The 24,206-nt window shown below is 70.3% G+C and carries 17 protein-coding genes; 4 read left to right on the top strand and 13 right to left on the bottom strand.

Annotated features, from left to right (window positions below; translation table 11 throughout):
* Positions 1-4 precede the first annotated feature (4 nt).
* The 9 genes from ACOJUJ_RS23830 to murQ all read right to left on the bottom strand — a co-directional run bounded on the left by ACOJUJ_RS23830 (position 5) and on the right by murQ (position 14,101).
* Entirely contained in the window at positions 5-364 is a 360-nt protein-coding gene (locus ACOJUJ_RS23830) for a type II toxin-antitoxin system Phd/YefM family antitoxin (protein ID WP_420129421.1), read from the bottom strand.
* A gap of 245 nt (positions 365-609) precedes the next feature.
* Positions 610-3,591, bottom strand: coding sequence for a hypothetical protein (locus ACOJUJ_RS23835; RefSeq protein WP_420129422.1), 2,982 nt, complete (start codon positions 3,589-3,591; stop codon positions 610-612).
* Positions 3,592-4,147: 556 nt separating this feature from the next.
* Entirely contained in the window at positions 4,148-6,109 is a 1,962-nt protein-coding gene (locus ACOJUJ_RS23840; protein WP_420129423.1) for an N-acetylmuramoyl-L-alanine amidase, read from the bottom strand.
* Between the two features lie 136 nt (positions 6,110-6,245).
* Positions 6,246-7,574, bottom strand: coding sequence for an AmpG family muropeptide MFS transporter (locus ACOJUJ_RS23845; protein WP_420129424.1), 1,329 nt, complete (start codon positions 7,572-7,574; stop codon positions 6,246-6,248).
* Between the two features lie 672 nt (positions 7,575-8,246).
* Positions 8,247-9,701: a glycoside hydrolase family 3 protein gene (locus ACOJUJ_RS23850; RefSeq protein ID WP_420129425.1), complete on the bottom strand. Its 1,455-nt coding sequence runs from the start codon at positions 9,699-9,701 to the stop codon at positions 8,247-8,249.
* 645 nt (positions 9,702-10,346) lie between these two features.
* The gene (locus ACOJUJ_RS23855) at positions 10,347-11,549 is read right to left on the bottom strand and encodes a HEAT repeat domain-containing protein (RefSeq protein ID WP_420129426.1); all 1,203 of its coding nucleotides are present in this window, start codon (positions 11,547-11,549) and stop codon (positions 10,347-10,349) included.
* Between the two features lie 22 nt (positions 11,550-11,571).
* Entirely contained in the window at positions 11,572-12,717 is a 1,146-nt protein-coding gene (locus tag ACOJUJ_RS23860; protein ID WP_420129427.1) for an anhydro-N-acetylmuramic acid kinase, read from the bottom strand.
* The gene (locus ACOJUJ_RS23865) at positions 12,714-13,190 is read right to left on the bottom strand and encodes a hypothetical protein (protein WP_420129428.1); all 477 of its coding nucleotides are present in this window, start codon (positions 13,188-13,190) and stop codon (positions 12,714-12,716) included. Before ACOJUJ_RS23865 ends, ACOJUJ_RS23860 begins: the two co-directional genes overlap by 4 nt.
* A complete protein-coding gene (murQ, locus tag ACOJUJ_RS23870) occupies positions 13,187-14,101 on the bottom strand; it encodes an N-acetylmuramic acid 6-phosphate etherase (RefSeq protein WP_420129429.1) in 915 nt (304 codons plus the stop codon). Before murQ ends, ACOJUJ_RS23865 begins: the two co-directional genes overlap by 4 nt.
* 595 nt (positions 14,102-14,696) lie before the next feature.
* Here murQ and ggt point away from each other — a divergent pair.
* Both ggt and ACOJUJ_RS23880 read left to right on the top strand, forming a co-directional pair.
* A complete protein-coding gene (gene ggt / locus ACOJUJ_RS23875) occupies positions 14,697-16,490 on the top strand; it encodes a gamma-glutamyltransferase (RefSeq protein ID WP_420129430.1) in 1,794 nt (597 codons plus the stop codon).
* A 167-nt stretch (positions 16,491-16,657) separates the two neighbouring features.
* Positions 16,658-17,059: an endonuclease domain-containing protein gene (locus ACOJUJ_RS23880; protein WP_420129431.1), complete on the top strand. Its 402-nt coding sequence runs from the start codon at positions 16,658-16,660 to the stop codon at positions 17,057-17,059.
* 376 nt (positions 17,060-17,435) lie between these two features.
* Here ACOJUJ_RS23880 and ACOJUJ_RS23885 read toward each other — a convergent pair whose 3' ends face one another.
* The 4 genes from ACOJUJ_RS23885 to ACOJUJ_RS23900 all read right to left on the bottom strand — a co-directional run bounded on the left by ACOJUJ_RS23885 (position 17,436) and on the right by ACOJUJ_RS23900 (position 20,502).
* Positions 17,436-17,996, bottom strand: a complete 561-nt coding sequence (locus tag ACOJUJ_RS23885) for a hypothetical protein (protein WP_420129432.1) — start codon at positions 17,994-17,996, stop codon at positions 17,436-17,438.
* A gap of 219 nt (positions 17,997-18,215) precedes the next feature.
* A complete protein-coding gene (locus ACOJUJ_RS23890) occupies positions 18,216-19,190 on the bottom strand; it encodes a VOC family protein (protein WP_420129433.1) in 975 nt (324 codons plus the stop codon).
* 173 nt (positions 19,191-19,363) lie between these two features.
* Positions 19,364-19,909 carry a YceI family protein gene (locus tag ACOJUJ_RS23895; protein ID WP_420129434.1) on the bottom strand — a complete coding sequence of 182 codons (546 nt, stop codon included), beginning with the start codon at positions 19,907-19,909 and terminating at the stop codon, positions 19,364-19,366.
* Between the two features lie 140 nt (positions 19,910-20,049).
* Positions 20,050-20,502, bottom strand: coding sequence for a MarR family winged helix-turn-helix transcriptional regulator (locus ACOJUJ_RS23900; RefSeq protein WP_420129435.1), 453 nt, complete (start codon positions 20,500-20,502; stop codon positions 20,050-20,052).
* A gap of 295 nt (positions 20,503-20,797) precedes the next feature.
* Here ACOJUJ_RS23900 and ACOJUJ_RS23905 point away from each other — a divergent pair, with 295 nt between their 5' ends.
* Together ACOJUJ_RS23905 and ACOJUJ_RS23910 are read left to right on the top strand one after the other, a co-directional pair.
* Positions 20,798-21,622: an alpha/beta hydrolase gene (locus ACOJUJ_RS23905; protein WP_420129436.1), complete on the top strand. Its 825-nt coding sequence runs from the start codon at positions 20,798-20,800 to the stop codon at positions 21,620-21,622.
* 292 nt (positions 21,623-21,914) lie between these two features.
* Entirely contained in the window at positions 21,915-23,915 is a 2,001-nt protein-coding gene (locus ACOJUJ_RS23910) for a M1 family metallopeptidase (RefSeq protein WP_420129437.1), read from the top strand.
* Positions 23,916-24,206: the final 291 nt, after the last annotated feature.

Consider the following 24,206-nt stretch of genomic DNA (forward strand, 5'->3'; position numbering starts at 1 on the left):
CGCGTCAACTTTCGTCGCCGGCGCCGGGCTCCATCCCCAGGTCCCGCATCACCTCTTCCAGCGGGATCAGCCGATCTTCGCCACGCTCAATCGCGCGCTCCCGCCGACGGGCGAGGAGCAGCAGCTCCAGATCCTCCAGCCGCTCGGCCACCGCCTGCAGCTTCTGGAACGCTTCATATCCCACGAGCACACCCACGGCCTCGGCGTTTCGCTGCACGACCACGCTCTCGCCCGCTTCGGCGCGCTGAAGCAGCTCGTTCGCGGACCGGCGGAGGTCTGTCACCGTGGCAATTGTGGTCGCACCTTTGACTCTGAACATCGGCTGCTCGCGTGTAGATGAATCCAGCATCGAATATGTCATCATCTCTGGGGCTCAGCAACGTGTGGGCAGGGATGGAATGACGGAATATCCCGCGTCTCACCGCCCGGTCAATCCCGCGCCAGAACACGGCCAGTAGTGAGCATCCGTGTTTGGGATCGGTTCAGAAACGCGCGTTCTGACGGGGCCACGCACGAGCAGACGTGTTCGAGATCGGGCCAGAAACGAGCGCCCACCGCTCAAACAGAACGGTGGGCGCGGGCCATACCACTGCGGGATATCACGGGCCGCTAAAAACTTCGCCCGAACCGCACGTACCCCAGGGGCCGCGGGCGCTCGGGCCCGGCGCCGGTGTCCACCTCGCTCAGCGGCACGCCGAATCCGCCCACGACGGTAAAGTCGCCGTAGAAAAAGAACGTCAGCTCCGCAGCCAGCTCGGCGCCCACGGAAAAGATCGGCTTCGCCTCGCGGGTAGGGGAAAGGAAGCGCGGGCAGTCGTCCAGGCACCACGCGGTGCCGCCGTCCACAAACGCGGCGCCCCACAGCCGGTCCAGGAACGCCGGCACCAGCTTGTATCCGCGCTCCACCAGCGCGATGGGCTGGCGGTACTCCACGCTGCCGGAGATGGCGCGGTCACCCACCTGCGCACCCTCCGCGTACCCCCGCACGGGAAAGTCCAGCTCGCCGCCAATCCCCAACCCCGTGCTCAGCGGCAGCCCAATGCCGCCGCCGCTCAGCCCGCCGACGAAAAAGCCGGGGCTGCGCGAACCCACGTCCGCCGCCGCCAGCACCCGCATCGCCAGCACCGGCCGCGCGAACAGGCCGCCGCGGCCAAAGGCGTCGTACCGCTGCGAGCGGCCGGCCACGCGAATGTAGCCGGGCGGCTCCGTCTGGTCACCCAGCGCGCGGGTGTAGCGGCGCCCCTCCACCGTCAGGCTGTTGGTCCACCCCTCTTCCTGGCTGATGGAAAAGTCGAACCCGCGCGCCGTGGACCGTCCCACCGTCAGCACCGCGCCCAGGTCCGGCGCCAGCTCCGGCGGCAGCGCACCGGCCGCCTGCTCCGCATCGTCCCAGCTGAAGCGGCGCTGGCGCAGGTTAAGCCCCACGCTAAGCCAGCTGTACGAGCGAAAGCGCGGCCGCGGAAAGGTCGCGACCACGGAAACCGACCGCTCGCGCTCCAGCAGCGCCGTGCGGATGGTGTCGCCGCCGGGGCGGACGAAGAAGTTCGCCGCGCGCGCCACGTCCCAGTCCAGGAACGCCGACGCGCCCAGCACCGGCACCCCCAGCCCGGCGTAGATGTAGCCCGCGTTCCCCTCCACGCGCCCCGCTTCGCTGCGCACGGTGAGGGCGGCGGCGTAGCGGTGGCGCTCCAGCACGTCATTCCCCCCCACACCGATGCCGATCGCAGCCCCCAACTCGCCCTCGTCCGGTACCAGGATGGGGCTCCACGTGGTCGGCGGCAGGGTGCGCCATGCCGAGTAGGGCCGCGAGGGACCGCCCGCCGTCGCCGCGTAGCGCGCGGGGTCCGGCCCCGGCCGCGTCGCGTCCTCGCGCAGCGGCGGCGCCGGGCGCCACGTCGCGGGATCATACGGAATGCGGGCGATGTGGTAGCCGTCCGAACGGTACCACGCGAACGCGATCCACCGCCCGTCCGGCGACACGTCCGGCTGGTAGGCGCCGGTCAGCACGTTGGTCACCTGCAGCAGCCTGCCGGCCGTCAGGTCGTACGCGTACAGGTTGGTGATGCCGGTGCGGTCCGACGAAAAGACGACGTAGCGCCCGTCCGGCGACCACGTGGGGTTCATGTCCAGCGCACGATCCTGCGTCAGCTCGCGGATGACGCGGCCGTCCGCATCCAGCAGCACCACGTCGTACAGTCCGCCCGTCCGCTGCCGCGAGACCGCGATCCGCCCCCCATCCGGCGACCAGCGCGGCGCCGACCACCACACGTCCGGCGCCGCCGGTACCAGCGTCCGCATCTCGCGCCCCTCCGCATCCGCCAGCACGAGCGCGTTCGCCTCACCCCCGCCCCGCACGGCCACGATGCGCCCGTCGCGCGACACGTCCGGCTCCGACCATCGCTCCGCGCGCGTCAGGCGCCGCGTGCCGCCGGTAACCGGGACGCGGTACAGGTCGCTGAAGATGCGATGCGGATCCACCAGGTCCAGCTGCGACGTGACAAGGGCGCTCCCGTCCGGCAGCCACGCCAGCGGCCCCACCGTCTTTCGCGCGGCGATCGTCTCGATGCGCCCATCCGTGTGCAGGATGCGCGTCGCCGGATCGTCGCGCCCCGTGGCCTGCGCGAACGCGAGCCGCGTCCCGTCCGGCGACCAGCGGGGGAACTGCGTCACCCGCCCCTCGCGCGTCAGCTGCTCCGGCTCGGTAAGGCCGATCGCCCGCAGCGAGTCCGCCCGTGCCGCGTACGCCGTGTGCAGCGAGTCGCGCCACTCGCCCCACGCGCGGGAAAAGGTGACCCCGTACGCATCGCGCGCCGCCTCGTCGATAAAGTACGGAATCCACCGCCCGCCCACCGTGCGCACGAAGGCACCCGCGCGCTCCGGCCCGTAGCGTTGCGACAGGTAGTCTTCGAACATCGACCCGTACACGTACGCCGAATTGCCCGACGGCCAGGTGGTGGGCCGCCCCGTCACGCGGTCGATGGCGAAGAAGCGGTCCTCCAGGATCGCCGTGCGCAGGATCATCTCGTGAAAGCTGCCACGCACGCGGCCCGCGCCGGTGAGGCGGGATTCCAGGTACGTGGCCAGCCCCTCGGTGGTCCACTGCGGCACACTGGCGTTGGGGAACAGCATCGGGTTGCGCCCCAGCACCGAACGAAGGCCGCGGATGAGCGGGCTGGCGTAGTCCAGGTGATGGACGTGGGCCAGCTCGTGGCTCACCACCACCTCCAGCCAGTCGAACGAATACGCCAGCGACGGCTCCTCTACCGGCCCGTGCGCATAGACGACCACGCGGTTGCGGGGGAACAGGCTGGCCAGCCCGTTGGCGTAGTCCAGGTTGTCGGCGATCACCAGGTGCACACGCCCGCGCGGCGGCTGCACGAACGCCTCGGTGAGCGCCACCCGCGCCTCCTCCGCCCGCGCCGCCGCGCGCCGGGCCAGCGCCTCAAGCCCGTCCTGGTAGTGCACCTGGTAGTGCGGCGTGTCGAACGTGTGCCAGTGCGCATCCGGGGCTACCTGCGCACCGGCAGGCGGCGCGAGTGCGGGGATCAGGACGAGCGACAGGGCGAGGAGAAAGGCCCGCAATCGGGTCATGGGATGTGGATTTCGATGGACATTGATTTCGGACGAACGGGCGCGGCGAACGGAATCGAACTGCGTCCGCGGGGTGCCCCTCCCCCGACCCCTCCCCGTTCGTTCCTCACGGAGAGGGGAGAACTGCGTGTGGCCGCTGGATCCGGGCTCGACGACCAGCATCGAACTTCGTCCGCGGGCGCCCCCCCTCTCCCGGCCTCTCCCCCCCGAACTGCAGGGGGGAGAGGAGAACTTCGATCCCGCTTCGACCAGGTGCGTCGCACCTCCCTCCCCCGCGCTGTTTGCGGGGGAGGGCCGGGGAGGGGGGCGGCACACCATCTCGCACCTGACCCTCCGAAAGCACCCCACAGGCTGCCCCACACCCAACCTCCCCCGGCAGTTTCGGGGGAGGTGGGCGAGGTTTACGAGCCCGGAGGGGGCGCCGCGCGGAACCATCCGAAGCACCCTGCCCCCTGCCCCACACCCAACCTCCCCCAGTCTCTTTTGGTCTTTCTCGGGGGAGGTGCGAGCCTGAGCGAGCGGAGGGGGCGCCCCGCGGGTCGCTTCCAATGCGGCCCTACCGCCCCGCTCCCGCCTCCATCCGCTCCCGCAGAAATCCCTCGATCGCGCGGACGTGCGCGCGGGCAATGCGCTCGTGGACGGCGGGGTCGCGCAGGGCGGCTTCCTGCTGCGGGACCATCAGGAACATGGTCTCGGTGAGCACCGACGGCATCCACGTGGGCCGCACCAGCGCCAGGTCCGCGCGCGCCACCCCCAGGTCGCGCAGCCCGATCTCCCGCAGCAGCTCGCGCTGCATGTGGCGCGCGAGATCCAGCGACTGCGGCTGGTTGTAGAACACGCTGGTGCCGTTGTTCTCCCACGGATTCACGCCGTCGGGGAACGCGTTGTTGTGGACGGAAACCAGCAGGTGCGCGTCCCACTCCGCCGCGCGCTGCGGGCGCACGCCCAGGTCTACCGGCTGCTCGTCAGGCCGCGTCTCCAGCACCTCGGCGCCGGCGTCGCGCAGCATGCGCACCAGCTGCTTGCTGATGGCCAGGTTCGCCTCCGCCTCCGTAAGCCCCGTGGGGCCGATGGCGCCGCCGGGCGGATGCCCCGCATCCACCGCGATCCGCAGCCCCTGCATGGGCCGCGCGCCGTCCATCCGCGGCGGGCGGCGGACGCGGACGACCAGGCTTCCGCGCTCGTCCCAGAACGCGCGGTATCCCCACACCGCCTCGGCCAGCTCCATCCGGACGACAAACAGGTCGTCACGCTCCTGCTGCCACTCCACCCGGCGCACCAGCGGATCTTCCGTGCCACAGTGCAGCCAGTTGGCGCGCGACTCCGCGCCGTACACGCGGACCTCCATCCACCGGTCATCCACCACCCGCACCTCGAATGGCAGCCGGTCGCTGGTCACCAGCCGCAGGTCCACGTGCCCCGGCTCCGGATCCACCCGCACCGTGCCCACCGTCCCGGTCGCGGGAGGTGCGCCCTCCGGCATCAGCCGCACGTCGCCCGCGGCCACCCACACGGACAGGTCGCTCGTCAGGCGCACGCGGTACACGCCTTCGCGCTCGCCGGTGACCGTCAGCCTGGTGCCGTTGGGAAAGAACCAGTGGTACGGCGTCCCCGACCCCGGGATCGCCGTGCCGATGGCCATCGATCCCGGCCGGGTGGCGGATGCGATCGCCAGCCGCGTATCCCCCTCGCGCAGCACGCCCACGTTCAGCGGCAGCGGCGTGCGCGAGGTTTCCGTCCCGTGCGCGAACTCGATGATCGCCGGCCCCGCCGCGTCCTGCGCCACCAGCGTGGGGCGCAGCGTGTCGCCGGGGGCGCGCAGGGGGGCGGTGATGGGAAAGGTGCCCGCGTACTCCGACACCTCGCGCGCCGCCACAGCCTGGTCCTGCATGAAGCCCTCGGCGCGCTCCATCACCCGCGTCTCCGCCAGCGGGTAGGTGCTGCCGTCCGGCATGCGGATCTGCGCGCGTGCGCCGGGCGCGCCGCGAAAGCGCACCGTCACCCGCTCGCCCGGGTACCCCGTCATCGTCCCGCGCGGCGAGATGGAGCCGGCGGCGATCCCCGTCACCGCGGCCCCACCCTGCGACGGCACGCGCACGCGCCGCTCCACCTCCGCCGTCTGCCCGCCCGCGGAAGCGCGCAGCCGGTACACGCCGTCGCGGGGCACGGGCACGAAGCCCAGGAACGCGCCGTTCGCGGCCACCTCCACGGGGGCGCCGTTGATGGTCAGCGTTGCGCCGCCCGTCCCCACGCTGCCGAAGATGAAGTTGCTGTCCGCCGTCGCGAGCGCCGCGTTGTCGCCGGGATACGTCACGTCGATGCGCAGCGCGCCCTGGCGGGCCGGCACCGGCGGCAGGTCGTTGCGGATCGGCGGATCGACACCGGGATGGGTCATCGGAGCTGTCTGCGATGGGTCCGACGGCGTCGGCACGGGAGCGGGCGCGGCGCGGCGGCCTCCTCCGGAGCAGGCGGCCAGCAGCGCCAGCGCCAGCAAGGCGGCCGGGCGGATACGAATCATCGTCTTCTTCATCCCGTCTTCGCGTTCACCCGTCGACCCATCCACCCGCATCACCCGCATCACCCGCATCACCCGCATCACACCATCACACCATCACACCATCACACCATCACACCATCACACCCCGTTCACCCGCTCACCCGCTCACCCGCTCACCGTCCCACGGCTCCGACGCCGTTCCGGCATGCGCCACCTCGCCGGAATGCGGCGCCGCGCCGCGCGGATTCTCCCGCGTCCACGGCGCGATAATGGGGAGCAGCAGCAGGATGGGAATGCCGGCGGCGATGGTGATCAGAAAGAACTGCGGCCACCCCGTCCGCTCCGCGATGCCGCCCGACGGCGCCACCAGCACGTCGCGGGCGAACGCCATGAAGCTGCTGAGCAACGCGTACTGCGTGGCCGAAAACTGCTTGCTGCACAGCGACATCAGAAACGCCACGAAGCCCGCCGTCACCAGCCCGCCCGCGAAGTTCTCGACGACGATGGCGGTGGTGAGCTTGGCGCGGCCGGGCTCGGTGATCGACAGCCAGTAATACGCCAGGTTGCTCCCCATCTGGATGGCCGCCAGCACCCACAGCGAGCGGTTGATGCCCAGCTGCGCCACCAGCGCCCCGCCCGCCAGCACGCCCACGATGGTCGCGATCAGCCCGATGACGCCGCGGATGGCGCCGATGTCCGTCTGCGTGTAGCCCTGCGCCAGGAGGAATGGCACGGTCATGTTCTGCACCATGCGGTCGGACAGGCTGTACAGCACCACGAACAGCAGCAGCAGAGCCGCGATGCCCACACCCGCGCGCTGAATGAAGTCCTTGAATGGCAGCACCACCGCGTTGAACAGCGTGGTCGGTGGCCCCTCGCGCAGCACCGGCTCCGGCGCGACGATGGACGCCCCGATGCCGATCAGCATCAGCGCCGCCATCACCAGGTACACCGTGGGCCACGACATCCGGTCCGCCAGCATCAGCGCCACGCCGCCGGTGACGACCAGCGCCAGGCGGTATCCCATCACCTTGAGCGACGCGCCCGCGCCCATCTCGCGCTCTTCCAGCACGTCGATGCTGTACGCGTCCACCACCACGTCCTGCGCGGCGCTGAAGAACGCGATCAGCAGGGCGTTGATGGCCAGCAACTGCAGCCCGCGCCGCGGGTCGTGCATCGACATGGCGGCGATGCAGATGAACAGCGCGACCTGGGTGATGACCAGCCATCCGCGACGCCGTCCCAGGAACGGCGGAATGTAGCGGTCCATCAGCGGCGCGATGAGGAACTTGAAGGAGTACGGGATGCTGAGCAGGCTTACGAGGCCGACGGTGGTGAGATCCACCTTTTCCACCGTCATCCACGCCTGCAGCGTGCTGCTGGTAAGGAACAGCGGCAGGCCGGATGAAAAGCCCAGGAACAGCAGCGCCGCCATCTTCGGCTGACCGAAGACGCGCAGGATGGACGTGGATCGATGCTCGTTCAAGGGTTTCCTCGCGAGCGTGGGGTGGGGTGGGGACCGGGATCTACGGCGCCGCCGTGCGCAAGTTGGACGCCAGAGGTCGGGGAAACCGCAGGGAATAGGGAATAGGGAATAGGGAATAGCGGGATCGGTGGACTAAGCACCGATGCGTCTGGACGCAGCAAAGGCGTCCCACGGGACGCCTTTGTCTCGATCCGCCACCGGACCTGTCATTTTCGAACGAGGCGCCACTGGATCCCTGCCCTGCCGAGAACACCTGCGTTGCCCGAGGATTCCGCTCTCCGATGCTCGCGATCCGTCGCCGCGCCGCGCAGGTGCGGCTACAGTCCGCGCAGGAGCGAATGATGCCAGCGAGAATTTGCACCAGTCACGTGCCGTCCGCCTGCAGGAGCGAATAAATTCGCCGCTACAACTGCACAAAGTCCACCTCCGTGGACTCGGCGGCCCGGCCGTGTGCGGCGTCCCATGCACCGGCGCGTCCGCTACCGGGAGAATCGTCGGGGTCGATCCGTGATTGGATCATTCGCTCCTGGAGGCGGGATTCCCCGGCCCTGCAACCGGCGGCGCGGACGGGCGGAATGGTGCGGCCGGGCCTCGGAACGAGATCGCGGGAAGGCGCGACTTCCATCATCCCGCTGTTCCCTATTCCCTATTCCCTATTCCCTCACCCCTCGTCTACCGGTCCAGCCCGCCCGCGAGCCCCACCATCCCGCCGTGCCGGCCCGTAAGCCACGCCACCGCGGCCTCCTGCATGATGGCCTCGCCGCCCCAGCCGGCCAGCAGGTTTTTCGCCGTGGGGATGTCGGCGGCAAGGCGGGGATGGCTGAAGAGGATGACAGTCGCGTCCGGATGCTGCGCCGTGATGGCGCGGACACGCTCCTGTGCCGCGGCGCTGATGCCGGGGCGCCCCTTCCAGGCGCGGATGTCGGAGTAGAGCGCGACGATCGGCTCGCCGTCGTCCGCGATCTCCACGCCGGCCGCACGCAACGCCGCGGGAAAGGCCAGGCGCGGATACGGCGGCCACGGTCCGCCCCCGTCATCCTCCACCTCCTCGATGCGTACGCGGCCCGCCGGCAACCGCGGCTCGCCCCGGCACGCGCGCAGGCTCTTCACCGCGATCTCCAGCGCCCAGCGCCGGTCCTCATCCGCTCCCCATTCCGCATCCACCGGCCCCGCCACCCGCTCCGCCGCCGCCGCGATCCGCCCCAGCGCCTCCGCGATCCGCTCGCGCGGCAGGCGGCCGTCCTCCACCGCCGCCTGCACCTCGGCGATCACGGCGTCGTTGTCCTGCGGATACAGCAGCAGGTCGCAGCCGGCCGCCAGCGCCTGCACCGAAGCAGCGGCCTCGCTGCCGCCCTCCGTCATCCCCTCCATGATGATGGCGTCCGTCACCACCAGCCCGCCGAAGCCCATCTCCCGGCGCAGCAGCCCCTCCAGGATCGGCGCGGAGAGGGTTGCGGGCCCGGCGCCGTCCAGCGCGGGGTAAACGACGTGGGCCGTCATCAGCGAGTCCACCCCGGCGGCGATCCCGGCGCGGAAGGGCTCCAGGTCCTCCTCAAGCTCTTCGCGCGAAGCGTGGACGGCGGGGCGCTCGATGTGCGAGTCGCCCACCGTGCGGCCGTGCCCGGGAAAGTGCTTGGCGCACGAGAGCGCGCCGCCGCGGGCGCATCCGCGCACCCACGCCGCCACGTGCCGCGCCACGCCCTCCGGCCGCGAACCGAACGCACGCACGCCGATGATGGGGTTCTCCGGCTCCAGGTCCACGTCGGCGACGGGGGCGTAGATCCAGTTTACGCCCAGCGCGCGCGCCTCGCGGGCCGTAAGCTCGCCCGCGCGCTCGGTGAGCGCCTGGTCGTCCAGCCAGCCCAGCGCCGCGGCGGGCGGAAGCGGCGTGGCGCCGCGGAACTGCTGCCCCGCCCCGCGCTCCAGGTCGCTGGCGATGAGCAGCGGGTGCAGCGAGCGGCGGTGCAGCTCGTCCGTGAGCGCGCGCACCGCGTTGGCCTCTCCGCCAAAGAGGATGAATCCCCCGACGCCCAGTTCCAGCCCCCGCTCGATCGTCTCCCGGTACCCCTCGAATCCGCTCTCCGCGTCCCAGCGGATCGCGGGCAGCAGCAGCCGCGCTACGTTCAAACCATCACTCCAGCTGGAGATGTGTGTCTGTGGATGACTCGTATCGGCCGGGCCCTGCGCGCCCCCTCCGGGCCGGCACCACCGGCCCACCTCCCCCAAAACCCCTGGGGGAGGTTGGGTTGCCGACAGTTCGGGGCTCGGCGAACGCCATCGAGCTGCGTCCGCGGGGGTGCCCCTCCCCCGGCCCCTCCCCGGTCGGTCCTCACGGAGAGGGGAGAACTGCGTGTGGCCGCTGGATCGGGGCTCGACGACCAGCATCGAACTTCGTCCGCCGGCGCCCCCCCTCTCCCGGCCTCTCCCCCCCGAACTGCAGGGGGGAGAGGAGAACAGACCCCGCTTCGGCAAGGTGCGTCGCACCTCCCTCCCCCGCGCAGTTTGCGGGGGAGGGCCGGGGAGGGGGGCGGCCCACCATCCCGCGCCCAACCTTCCGAAACTCACCGCCACCTGCCCCACACCCAACCCCCGCCGGCAGTTTCGGGGGAGGTGGGCCGGTGGTGCCGGCCCGGAGGGGGCCTGCGCGGAGCTTGCCGAAGGTCCCGCATCCACCCCCTACGCAACCGCCGGTCCCGCGCGAAGGGCGCCGGACCGGCGGGTGAGGGCCGTTGCAGGCTATTCCCTATTCCCTGTTCCCTATTCCCTGCCGTTTCACCGCTGCGGCCCGGGCGTCTCATACGGCCCCGGCAGCACGAACGGCCGCACCCCCGGGCCGCGCAGAACGAAGCCGTTGCTCGTCTCGCCCACCACCATCCACCGCACCGGCGAGGCCCCCGCGTGCACCTCGGGGCGCACCCGCGCCTCCAGGCTGCCGATCACCTCCGGCGCGCCGGCGAGCAGCGAGGCGCGGATCACGTCGTACGTTACCGTGGCCGCGTCACCCACGGGCTTGTAGCCGTCCGGCCGCGGGCGCACGTAGACGATGTGGTCCGTAAGCGGGATCACCCGCGGCGCGGCCCCGGGGCCCAGAACGCGCGTTCCGCCGCTGCGCAGGTCGCGGATGCGGACCTCGCCCCCCGCCTCGTACGCGACGACCGTGCGCTCCACGTTGAAGAACGCCGGCACCACCTCGCCCACCACCTCCACCTCCTGCGCCAGCGGCACCAGCGTGGTGGACCCCGGCATCTCCACCCACAGCCCGCCGATCTCCACCCCGCCCAGCGAGTCGCGCCAGGTGGGGTTGAAGACGATCTGCGGCGCACCTTCGCGCCCCGAGGTGCGCAGGTCGCCGCGGGGGTCGCGCACCAGCCGGGCGCCGCGCGCCTCCAGCAGCTCCAGCAGCTGCCGGGCGATGGTGCGCACCCGCGGGTCGTCCTCGCGGGACAGCAGCGCGCGGATCAGCGGCGCATCCTCCACCTCCAGCCGCTCCAGCACGATTAGCCGCACCCGCGGGCTGGCGTCGCCCACCGCCGCGCGCAGGGCGTTGCGCGCGCCGGCGGAGTCGGGGGCAAAGCGCTGCAGCCCGCGCACCGCCGCCGCGCGCACCAGGTCGCTGGTGCTGGCCGCCAGCTGGCGGCGAAGCAGGTGCATGGAGCCGGACGCGCGCCGTTCCGCAAGCAGCACCACGCTGTTGGCGCGCACGCTCTCGTCGCGCGACTCGTCCTCCACCAGGCCGATCAGCACGGCGTCCAGCTCCGGCCCCATCACCACCAGCCGCTCCCGCTCGCGGTAGAACGCGGGCGACGGCTCCTCCACGTCCAGAATGCGCACCACCTCGTTGACGAACGGGCGGTTGCCGTAGCGCGGCGGCGCGGACGTCTGCATCAGCGCGCATCCTCCCAGCGCCGCCAGGCCCGCCAGCGCCAGGGCGCCGCGGACCATGCCGGTCAGGAAGTGGATGCGCGTCTGCTGCATCGTACGTCTCGGGAGATGTGGATCAGGCGCCGGGCGTAAGCGACCCCAGCACCCGCGGACCGGCCGCGCCCGTGGCGGCTGGGACGTTGGCGGGAATGCCGCGCAGGTGCGCCCACGCCAGCACCGCGAACGCCACCGCCTCCTTGGCGTCGGGATCGACGCCCAGCGTCGCTCCGTCCACCACCGGGAGCGGTTCCAACAACGTCCGGATGCGCCCGGACAGGACGGGGTTGCGTGCCCCGCCGCCGCTCAGCACCACCTCGTCCACGCCGCGCGGCACCACCCAGCGGGCGTACGCGTCGGCCACCGTGCGGGCGGTGAGCTCCGTGAGGGTGGCAACCAGGTCCATCCAGTCCTGGTCGCCCTCCGGAGCCACGGCCTGCACCAGGCGCTCCACGAAGGGCCGGCCGAACTCCTCGCGGCCGGTGGACTTGGGCGGCTCCGCGGCGAAGTACGGGTGGCGCAGCAGCTCCGCCAGCAGCGCCTCGTCCACCGTCCCCCGCGCCGCCAGCCGCCCGTCGCGGTCGTACCGGTGGCGCCCGTCCGTCGCCAGCTCCACCGCCGCGTCGATCAGCGAATTGGCGGGTCCGGTGTCGAACGCCCACACCGGCTCGGCGCTCCCTTTGGGCGGCACGCGCGTCACGTTGCCGATGCCGCCCAGGTTCTGCAGCGCTCGCGCCCGGTCCGGCAGGGCGAACAGCAGCTGCTCCACCCACGGCACCAGCGGCGCCCCCTGCCCCCCCGCCGCCACGTCGCGCGTGCGGAAGTCGCTGATCACCGTGCGCCCCGTCCGCTCCGCGAGGGTCGCCGGGTCCCCCAGCTGCAGCGTGGCGCCGCGCCTTCCCTCCGCCGGCGGCCGGTGCCACACCGTCTGCCCGTGCGAGCCGACCGCGTCCACCGTGGCGACGTCGACGCCCGCCTGCGCGCAGACGGCGAGCGCGGCCTCCGCCAGCCACTCGCCCAGGTCGCCGTGCAGGCCGCAGAGCGCCTCCGCCGTCCCCGCCACGATGGCGTCGTGGATCGCCGTGCGCCGCGCCTCGTCGTAGGGGAGGGTGAGGGAGTGGATGACGTCCACCGTCACGTCGTCCGTCCCGCTGCCCCCGACGTCGACCAGCGCCGCGTCGACGCCGTCCAGCGAGGTGCCCGACATCAGCCCCACGATCCTCACGCGGCGGGCTCCGCACGCCCGGCGCGGCGGATGGCGGCCAGCAGCGCGCCATCGGACTTTGCGGCGAACTGGAACAGCTGGTACGCCGTGGCGCCGTGAAAGGGACCTCCACGCACCGTCCACTCCCACACGTTCAGCCCCCGGCGCTGCACCATGACGAAATTGCGCATCCGCAGCCGCGCGTACTCCGCCAGCAGCTCCTGCGGACTCCCCGACGGGCTTACCCCCGCTCCCTTCGCGTCGGGGGCGGAAAGGTCACGGCCGTCCACCATGGCCTCCAGCATCACCTGCAGCACCGCCTCCATCGCCACACCGGAGCGGAGGGCTCGCGCCACGGCGTCGGAATCCGCCGACGCGTCTTCCATGGCCACACGCAGCGCCCGCGGCATGATCTCCAGGCGCACCAGCAGGTCTTCCCACTCCACCTCGCTGGGCGGGCTAGCGGGGAGGGTGCGCGGATCCCCCTCCATCATCGCGCGTCGATCTTCACCAGGTCGCCCAGGCGGCCGCCGGCGCGGGCCAGTTCCTCCGCGGCGTGCTCGCGGTCGGTGCCCGTCCAGTGCATTACCATGGCCGTCTTTACGCTGCCGCCGCTGCGGGCCAGCAGGTCGCGGGCGTCCTCGCGCTCCAGGTCCAGCGTTTCCATCAGGATGCGCTCGCTGCGGTCCACCAGCTTCTGGTTGGTCGCCCGCAGGTCCACCATCAGGTTGCCGTACACCTTGCCCAGGCGGATCATGGCGCCCGTGGTGATCATGTTGAGCACCAGCTTGGTGGCCGTCCCCGCCTTCATCCGCGTGGAGCCGGTGACGACTTCGGGCCCCGCCAGCACGGCGATGACGACGTCGTACACCTGCAGCATCCACTCTTCCGGCTCCGTGCAGAGCAGAAAGCCCGCTTTCGCGCCGCGCTGCTTGGCCCGGGTGAGCGCCCCGTGCACGTACGGCGTGGTCCCCGACGCCGCGATGCCGAAGATGAAGTCGTCGCGCCCCACTTTCAGCTCGTCCATCACCGCGGCGCCGTCTTCGCGGCTGTCCTCGGCGCCCTCGACGGCCTTGAGCAGCGCGCCGTACCCGCCGGCGATGATCCCCTGGATCATGGCGGGATCGGTGCCGTAGGTGGGCGGCATCTCCGACGCGTCCAGCACGCCCAGCCGCCCCGACGTTCCCGCCCCCACGTACACCATCCGTCCGCCGGCGCGGAAGGTGTCTTCCGCCATCTCGATCGCCCGGGCAATGCAGTCCAGCTGCGTGGCCACGGCGGGCGCGATGCGCTGGTCTTCGCGGTTGATGATCCGGGCGATCTCCAGCGCGGAAAGGCGGTCGATCTCCGCGGTGGCGGGGTTGCGCTGCTCGGTCAGCCGGGGGTCCAGCGGCGGCTTGGTCATCCGGTGGATCGTGGGAATCGTATCTCTGGGCGAGTCCGCAACGTGCGCGGTTTCGCGGGAGAACGCAAGCCTCCGCACGCTTCGGGCCCCAGAGGAGAACGAGTGTCCAGTGCCGGAGATCAAGTGCCCCAGGACCAGCATCAAGATAAGGGGCCTGCCGCTCCCATGTGTGACTCCCTGGATTCCGGCGCGTCCCCCCCCGCAGGAGCGAATGAATTCGCCGCTACAACTGCACAAAGTCCACCTGCGTGGACTCGGCGGCCCGGGAGTGTGCGGCATCCCACGCACCTGCGCGTCCGCAACCGTACGGCGGCCGGCATTCTCGCATTTCGACGCGGCCGGTACTCGCGGCCACAGTCCACGAAGGTGGACTTTGCGATCTCCCAGCGGCGAATTCGTTCGCTCCTGGAGCCGGGCTCGGCGATGTTCCTGAGGTGCAATGCGAGAATAAGCCGGGGTGTGCAGGCGACCGTCCGCCGCAGCCCGTGCGAATCCCCGCCGGCTATTCCCTATTCCCTGTTCCCTATTCCCTGTAGTTTGAAAGCTACGGCGTTTCCCCCGCCACGACCAGAGTCCTGCTACACGGCTGATACCGATGATCCGTTCGCGCGCGCTCGCTCTGCTGCTCGCCCCGCTGGTGCTGTCCGTCCCCGCCTGCGGCCCCTCGGGGCTGTCGCGGGCTGACGCGGCACAGGGCGACACCGTCACCTTTGCCCCCAACTGGGCCTTCCCCAACGGCTCCATGTCGCCCGTGGTGGCCGAGAAGGGGATGGTGGTGACCACCGACCGCGTGGCCTCGGAGGTAGGCGCCGAGATCCTGCGGCGGGGCGGCAACGCGGTGGACGCCGCCGTGGCCACGCACTTTGCCCTGGCGGTGGTGAACCCCGAGGCGGGAAACATCGGCGGCGGCGGCTTCATGGTGGTGCGGATGGCGAACGGCACCACCGCGTCGCTGGACTTTCGCGAAGCGGCGCCGATGGCCGCGACGGCGAACATGTTCCTGGACGCGGCGGGGAACGTGACCGACCGGTCGCTGATGGGGCACCTGGCCTCAGGCGTTCCCGGCTCGGTCGCGGGAATGTGGGAGGCGCACAAGCGCTTCGGCACGCTGCCCTGGGCTGACCTGGTGCAGCCGGCGGTGAATTTGGCGGAGGGGATCGTGGTCCACGAGCGGCTGGCCAACTCGCTGCGCAGCAACGCGGACAAGATCGGCCGCTTTCACGAGACCGCACGCATCTTTCTCCCCAACAACCGGCCCCCGCGCGTGGGTGACCGGCTGGTGCAGACGGACCTGGCCAACACCTTTCGCCGCATCGCCGCGGACGGGATGGCCGGCTTTTACGGCGGCCGCACGGCGGAGCTGATTGAGGCGGAGATGCGGCGCGGCAACGGACTCATCACCCGCGAGGACCTGGCCCGCTACCGCGCCGTCTGGCGCGACCCGCTGCGCTTTGGCTACCGCGGCCACGAGGTGATCTCCATGCCGCCGCCCAGTTCCGGCGGGGTGACCATGGCGGAGATGCTGAACATCCTGGAGGGATACGACCTGCGCTCGATGGGATACCTGTCCCCCGAGCACGTGCACGTATTCGCCGAAGCCGCCCGCCGCGCCTACGCCGACCGCAACGCGTATCTGGCCGATCCGGATTTCGTGCCGCAGCCCACGCAGCGGATGATCAGCGACGAATACGCGGCGGAGCGGCGCGCCACCATCGCGCTGGACCGCGCCACGCCGTCGCCGCAGGTGGCGCCGGGGCTGGGCGCGCCGCCGCGCGAGGGGACGCACACCACGCACTACTCCATCGTGGACGAGGCCGGCAACGCCGTCGCGGTGACCACCACCATCAACTCGCTGTACGGCAGCCTGGTGACGATCGAAGGCGCCGGCATCGTGATGAACAACGAGATGGACGACTTTACCGCCAAGCCGGGCGTCCCCAACCAGTTCGGCCTGGTGCAGGGCGCGGCCAACGCCGTGGCGCCCGGCAAGCGGATGCTGAGCGCCATGACACCCACCATCGTGCTGGACCCCCGCGGCCGCGTGCTGCTGGTGACGGGGACGCCGGGGGGCGCCACCATCATCACCTCCATCGCGCAGATCGTGAGCAACGTGGTGGACTTCCGGATGGACGTGACGACGGCCACCGCCGCCCCGCGCCTGCACCACCAGCACCTGCCGGACAGCCTGCGGTACGAGAACGACGGCCTTTCCGCCGCCACGGCGGCCCGGTTGCGCGCCATGGGCCACGCGCTGGCGGAGCGCGAGGGCTACCAGGGCGATGTGCAGTCCATCATCGTGCTTCCCAACGGCTACCAGTCCGCCATTGCCGACCCCCGCCGCGGCGGCGCCGCCGTCGCGGTGGGCGAGGTGCGGAGGGTGGTGCAGTAGTAGAAGGCGTGCCGCCGGTGGCGTGAAAAGCGTACGGATTGAACAACAGATAAACCGCGTATAGATTCTGTGCGCGCCGCGGGGACCCTCACCCGCTCGCTTAGGCTCGCACCCTCTCCCGCAAGCGGGAGAGGGTATAAACTGCGGCTCTGGTGCGCGGTCATGGTATGTCGCGGAACACGTCCTACGAGGTACGGCAGGCTGCGCGGGAGATGCGGAAGAACCCCACACCTGCTGAAAAGGCGCTCTGGCGCGTCCTGCGCAACCGCGCCGTCAACGGGCTGCGCTTCCGCCGCCAGCACACGCTCGACGGGCTGGTGCTCGACTTCTACTGCCCCGAAGTGCGGCTGTGCGTGGAACTCGACGGCGACGTCCACGACGCACCGGAGCAGCAGGAGCGCGATGCCGCGCGCACGGCGCACCTGCAGGCCCGCGACATCCGCGTCCTCCGCTTCCGCAACGAAGAAGTGCTCTCCGACATGCGCTCCGTCCTGACGCTCATCGCCAGAACCGCGGCGGAGCCCGTGCGAACGGGTCAGAGCCCAACGGAGGTGGCGCATGGACGATAACGCATTCCAGGAACTGCTCGAAAACGCCCGGCTGGCCGCAGCCTGGCTAAAAAGGTGAAGATATCGCGACGCGGATTACCTTCATCTGCGAGCCGGACCCGCGGAACAATCAGGGCGAACTCTCCGCTGAGGTTGTCGACACGCAGTCAGACGCCATCACGAAAGCCGGATCAAAACGCCGCAATCAGGTGTGACGTTTATACCCTCTCCCGCTTGCGGGAGAGGGTGCGAGCCTAAGCGAGCGGGTGAGGGCCCCCAGGGGTGCGCGGTGGAGGAACCGCGGGTGTACCTCGGTCTCATCCTTGACCCGCTGAATGCAACGCGGCGCCTCCCCCGGCTGGGGAAGGCGCCGCTTCTGGATGCGGTGCGAAACACGTCAGTGCAGCCTGCCTCCCCGGCGGGATGGCGCAGCCCGTGGAGGCGACACCGAAAAGGCGGAGACCCTTCCCGTGCGGCTCGCCACTGGCGACGGGGCACACGTGGCGGGGGCGCTGGTTGCCACACGGCGCGCGTCGGTGTTCTGCACCCGGTACGACACCTCGGCCACAATCGAGAACGGCGCGGAGGCAGTCGCTTCGAGCAGGGCGACGCCGTCCAGGAGCGGGCTGAACGGTCCCCCGAACACCTCGGTCAGATCGGAAGAGCTGAGTGACATCGAGTCGACCGCCTGGGTGTCGAAGCCGGTGAACATGCGAACCATGCCGCCCGTCCAGTCCGCGCGCGCGGCCAGGTCGCCACTGGCCAGCGCGAACAGGGTGAACGTGCACGAGATGAGCTGCTGCGCCTGCGGCCCCGTCTCTACGGTGGCCGGCGACGCGCCCACGCTCAGGTGCACGACCAGGTCTGCGTTCTCCTTGGGGACGGTGGGCGTGCCGCCGTCCTTGCACGCGCCCACGCCCAACAGGGCGGCGCAAAGGAGAGGGAGAACTCGGTTCATGCCTGACTCCCGGGGAAGGAGAAGACCACCACGCCAAAAGGCGCGAACGGGATGGCAATCTGCGTCGTCTCGCGCGCCGTGTCGAGAGTTTCGTTACGCGGACGCTCCGGGTGCCGCCAGGGGCGGGCGTGGAGCCACGACGCATCGGCCGTCCGCACCTGCGCAGAGACCGGCGCGGAAGATTCCGCGCCGGTCCCATGCCGATCCCGTCTTTCCTGCCTACGCCGGCCCGAAGCCGGGGCCGTCGGTCGAGATCTCCACCGGCTGGCCGTCCGGCGCCTGAAAGGTGATCGAACGGTAGAAGGTGCGGTCCAGCACGTTGCTCACCGGCACCTGCCGCGACTGCAGGTGGTCGCGCCAGGCGCGCAGCTCGTCCTCGTCCCGGGCGCGGAAGGCGATGTGGTGCGTCTGGCCGGTGCCGCCGCGCGCGCGGTTCCAGTCCGGCTGAAATCCGAAGAGCGTCCACGAGCTATGCGGCGCGATGGTCTTGCTGTCGTACGCGGCCCAGAAGTAGTGCAGCATCGTGGCGTCGTCGCGGTTGGTGGTCTTTTTGACCATCCGCAGCCCCAGCGCCTGCTCGTAGAACTCGCCCGCGCGCCCCAGGTCGTCCGTGATGCCGCTGACGTGGTGAATGCCGTGCAGCACCATGTCGGGCGTAATCTCCGGCACCGGCTCGGGCCACGTAAGCGCGGCGATGGCGGCCTCGTCGCGGTGGCCCCGCACGATGCGCTCGGGCGGAAGCAGCAGCTCGCGCCCCAGCGCCTCCGCGGGCTCGTCGATCGCGTAGCCGGGCCCGGCCGTGGCGATCTCCATGATCTGCCCGTCGGGGTCGCGAAAGTACAGGCTGGTGAAGTAGCCCCGGTCGTACGGGCCTGACGTGTGCGCGCCCGCGTCCGTCAGCCGCCGCTTCCACCTGAGCAGCGCCTCGTCCGTCTCCACCCCCAGCGCGGTGTGGTGGACGCCGCCAATCCCCGGCCGGCCCTTGGGCGCCCGCGGCCACTCCAGAAAGGTCAGCAGCGTCCCCGGCCGCCCGTCACGGTCGCCAAAATACAGGTGGTGCGCGCCCGGATCGTCGTAGTCCGCCGCCTGCTTCACCATCTCCAGCCCCAGCACGTCGCGGTAGAACGCCGTCGTGCGCGCCGCGTCGGCCGCGACCATGGTGACGTGGTGAAAGCCCTGCGTGGCGAGCTGCATCCCGGCCTCCTCGGTGAGTACGAAGTACGAAAGTACGAGAGTTCGAAAGTACGGTACGAACGGACGGGGTTCGAAGGTGCGGACCCGCCCGGATTCGTGACCTGCATTATCCATCAAAGCGCCCCTCCCCGCTCGTGCGGAGAGGGGCGTTGTGCCGTGCCCGGCCGCGAAGGTCAGGCCTGCTTTACGGCCTCGACCTCGAGCGTGATCTTGATGTCGTTGCCCACCACCACACCGCCGGTTTCCAGCGCCTGGTTCCAGGTAAGCCCGAAGTCGCGCCGGTCGATCTTGGTCGTGGCGCTGAACCCCGCGCGCTGGCCGCCCCACGGGTCGCCGCCGCGGCCCTCGTCGGTGGTGTGCAGCACCACCTCGCGGGTCACGTCGCGGATGGTCAGGTTGCCGTACACGTCAAAGTGGTCGCCGTCGCGCTCGATGCGCGTGCTGGTGAACTTGATGGACGGGAACTTCTCCACGTCGAAGAAGTCGGCGCTGCGCAGGTGCGCGTCACGCTGCTCCTGGCGCGTGTCGATGCTGGTGACGTCGATCTCGGCCGTCACCGTCGACGCCGCCGGGTTGGCCTCGTCCAGCACGATGGTGCCCGACACGGCGCCAAAACGGCCGCGCACGGTGCTGATCATCAGGTGCTTGAGCGAGAACTCGACGCCGGTATGGGCGGGGTCGATGGTCCAGGTCGTGGTGGTGCTCTCGGCGATGCTCATGGTCGGTTCTCCCGGTTGGTCCGTTTCGGTCTGGCCCGTCCCTCATGGTGCGGCCGGCATTGGGCCGGATCTGCCGCCGCACTTGCTACAGCGTTGTAACGAAATTCAATTTCTAAGATAAACACGCACAAGAAAGCCCGTCATCCTTTGGTCGTATCCGTATCCGCCGCGTGGTGGCCCAGCGTGCGGATCAGCGCGATCGCCTGGTCCTTCTCCGCCTCCGTCAGCCCGGCCATCGCGGTGCGGATGGCTTCGGCGTGCCGGGGAAAGATCTCGCGGATCAGTTCCTCGCCCGCCGGGGTGAGCGCGGCGTAGTAGGCGCGCCGGTCGCGGTCGCAACGCTGCCGCTCCACCAGCCCCTTGGCCGCCAGCCGGTCCACCAGGTAGGTAACGCCGCCGCTGGTGACCAGGATCTTCTTCTGCACCTCGCCCAGCAGCATGGGGCCCTTGTGGTGCAGCGCCTCCAGAATGCCGAACTCCGCGGGGGTCAGCCCGCTGCGGGCGATGTCGGCCTGCGAGTGCGCGGCCACGGCGGCGTGCGCCCGCGACAGCACCACCCACAGCTTGAGCGCCCGCTCCGTTTCCTGACTCATCCAACCCCCATCAGCTAAGAATTACAGCGCTAAGATAAATGGATCCACATCGTCTGTCAACCTCTGCTTGCCAGGTGTGCGGACGGGACGAAACCGAGGATTGGGTACAGAGGAACAGAGAAAACCGGAGATACAGAGGAAAAGAGCGGGGATGATGGATCGCCTCGTTTTCGTCTGCGTCTATCTTTCGTTCTCTGTTCCTCTGTACCTCATCCTCTTTTGCTGTCCGTCGCGCGCGAACAGTCCATCCGCTAGAATGCCGCGCACCTGACACATTCAGAAACGGGATGACGAGATGACGACGCAGGAGCAGCCGATCCTCAACCACGCGCGCGTGACTGGCGCCGGGGCCACGCCGCAGCGCTGGCTGCTGATGCTGCACGGCATCTACGGCAGCGGCCGCAACTGGGGCACCATCGCGCGGCGGCTGGTGGAGGCGCGGCCCGAGTGGGGCATCCTCCTGGTCGACCTGCGCAACCACGGCCAGTCGCACGGGTTCGCGGGCCCGCACACGCTGGCGGCCAGCGCGGCGGACGTGGACCGGCTGGTGGCGCACCTGGACTTTCACGCCGCGGCGGTGATGGGGCACTCGTTCGGCGGCAAGGTGTCGCTGGTCTACGCGCGGCACCACGGCCAGGAGCTCAAGCAGGTGTGGGTGATGGATTCAACCCTGGCCGTGCGCGAGCCGGAGGGGAGCGCGTGGCGCATCATCGAATCCATGCGGGCGCTGCCGCCGGAGTTCCCCTCGCGCGCCGAAGCCGTGGCCGCCATCCAGGCCGCGGGATACGAGCAGGGGCTGGCGCAGTGGCTGGCCATTAACCTTGAGCCGGCCGAGGGGCGCTACCGGTGGCGAATCGACTGGGACGTGATGGAGGAGATGCTGCGCGACTACTTTCGCACCGACCTGTGGGAAACGCTGGTGCACCCGCCGGGCGAGGCGGAGATCCACATCGTCAAGGCGACGGAAAGCAACTCGCTGGACGAAGAGGCGGAGCGGCGGGTAGAGATGGCGGGGACGGCCAACGGGCGCGTGTTTCTGCACCGGCTGGAAGGCGGCCACTGGATCAACACCGACAACCCCGAAGCCGTGATCGCGCTGCTGCGGGACCGCCTGCCGTAGGGGGAACGCCCGGCGCGGGTGTCTACCAAGGACGAACCGCCCTCCCCAGGGCTTCGCCGCGGGCCAGCGGCGGATGGGAACCGGCAGTCCCGACGGATGTAAACATCTGTATCAAAACGAGTTGCGGTTCATCGCGGGGCTGGGCGCGGGAACGGGTGGTTCGTCACAAACGCGGCGCGAGCGGCGTGGCAGGGCGGCGCGACGGCAGATCGCCGGTGCGCGCGGCGTGGCAAGAGTTTTGACAGACCTTCGCGCGGTCGCAGTCCCGTACATCAGACCGGGAGAATCAGTGTTGTCCATCCATTCGATCAAGCGCGCGGCCCTGCTGGCCGCGCTCCTCCTGGGCGCGTGCGCCCCCGCCGGCGAGCCCATCGTGGCGCCGCTGCCGCAGGGCGCCGCGCTGGACACGGCCGGGCGTCCGTACCTGCGCACCATTCAGCCCGAAGAGGGCTACGTGACGGCCGTGCGCAACAACACCCGCAGCGCGACCGGCGCGCCGGGTGCCCGGTACTGGCAGAACCGGGTGCGCTACTCCATCAACGCGTCGCTGGATCCCGAGTCGCGGCGCGTCACGGGTACAGAGCGCATCGTCTACCACAACCGCTCTCCCGACGAGCTGCGGCAGGTGGTATTCAACCTGTACCAGAACCTGTTCACCGAAGAGTTCACCGGGCGCAACAGCCCGCTGAACACCGGCGGCCTTACGCTTACCAAGTTCAACTTCAACGGCGCGCCGCTGGGGCCGCTTACGCAGCAGCAGTACGAGGCCAACCAGCGCGAGAACCGCCCGTCCACTGGCTACCTGACCACGGGCACCATCTCGCGCGTGCGCCTGCCCAGCCCCATCGCGGCGGGCGACAGCGCGGTGTTCGAGATCGACTGGAACTACCGCGTGCCGCCGATGAACGCGCCGCGCACCGGCTTCGAGGACGCGCTGGGCGGGCGCGTGTTCCAGGTGGCGCAGTGGTATCCGCAGATCGCCGTGTACGACGACGTGGTGGGGCTGGACATTACGCCGTACCGCGAAAACGGCGAGTTCTACCTGGAGTACGGCGACTTTGACGTGGCGCTTACCCTTCCCGCGGGCTGGACGGTGGGCGGCACGGGCGAGCTGGTGAACGCCAGCGAGATCCTTCGCCCCGAGGTGCGGCAGCGCCTGGCGCAAGCCGCCGCCGGCAACGAGACGGTGACCGTCCTTCCCAGCGCCGAGTGGGGCACCACCGGCGCCACGACCAACGGGGAGAACGGCAGCGTCACCTGGCGCTTTGCCGCGCGCGACGTGCGCGACTTTGCCTGGGCCACCAGCAACCGCTACCAGTGGGACGCGCGCCGCGCGCAGGTGGCGGGGCGCACGGTGATGGTCAACTCGCTCTTCCGTCCCGGCGCGCCCAACTGGAACGAGGCGGCCATGTTCGGCGAGCACAGCACCGAGTTCATTAGCGAGGCGCTGGTGCCGTACGCGTATCCGCAGATCACGGTGAGCGAAGGGCCCATCTACGGCATGGAGTACCCGATGATCGTCTTCATCGGGCGGCCTACGGCGCGGCTGGAGCTGTACCAGGTGATCTCGCACGAGGTGGGGCACGAGTGGTTCCCCATGATGGTGGGCCAGGACGAGGCGGCGTACGCGTGGATGGACGAGGGGTTCACCACCTACAACGAGTCGCGGGCGGTGGAGGACCTGTTCCCCGACTTTGACCCGTGGGAGCAGCCGCGCACAGCGTACCTGAACATCGCCGGCGACAAGGGCGAGGTGCCGCTGATGCGCCACATCGACCTGGTGTTCGGCGAGCCGTTCGGCGTGTCGGCGTACTTCAAGCCGGGAACGCTGATGCGCTCGCTGCAGCGCGTGCTGGGCGACAGCGTGATGTCGCAGGCAATGCGCACGTACGCCAACGAGTGGATGTTCAAGCACCCCTATCCGTGGGACTTCTTCAACACCATGGAGCGCGTGTCGGGGCGCGACCTGGACTGGTTCTTCTACCCGTTCTGGTACCGCACGGTCACCTTCGACCAGACCATCGGCAGCGTGACGCAGACCCCGAACGGCATCCAGGTGACGGTGCGCGACCTGGGCCAGGTCCCCGCCCCCACCGACATCCTGGTCACGACGGCCAGCGGACAGCGGGTGACGGAGACCATCCCCATCGAGCGGTGGCTGAACCCCTCCACCCGCTCGGTGACGGTGACCATCCCGGTCGATGGCCCGGTAGCCCGCGTGGAGCTGGATCCCGAGGTGTACTTTCCCGACGTGAACCGGCGGAACAACGTCTGGACGCCGGGTGGGCGGTAGGGAAGTGCGTGAGTGCGTGAGTGCGGAAGTACGAGAGTACGGAGTACGAAAGTACGGTTGATGGATGACGGTGGATGGGGCGGCTTCCCGGTGTGGGGGGCCGCCCTCTTCCGTGTGCGGAAAGCCTTGTCCCTCGCCCACCACGGGTTAAAACCCGCGGCTATGACGGCCACAAGCCCCGCCCTGGGCTCGCGGAGCTCGCCCGGCGGGGCTTCACCCGCTCGAAGCGGCAAGGGCCTGCGCGCGGCGTGGGTGCGTCGAAGGCATCGCAACAGCGGATTCGCGCCGCCG

Source organism: Longimicrobium sp., from assembly GCF_048594345.1.
In the GTDB taxonomy this organism is placed as follows: Bacteria; Gemmatimonadota; Gemmatimonadetes; order Longimicrobiales; family Longimicrobiaceae; genus Longimicrobium.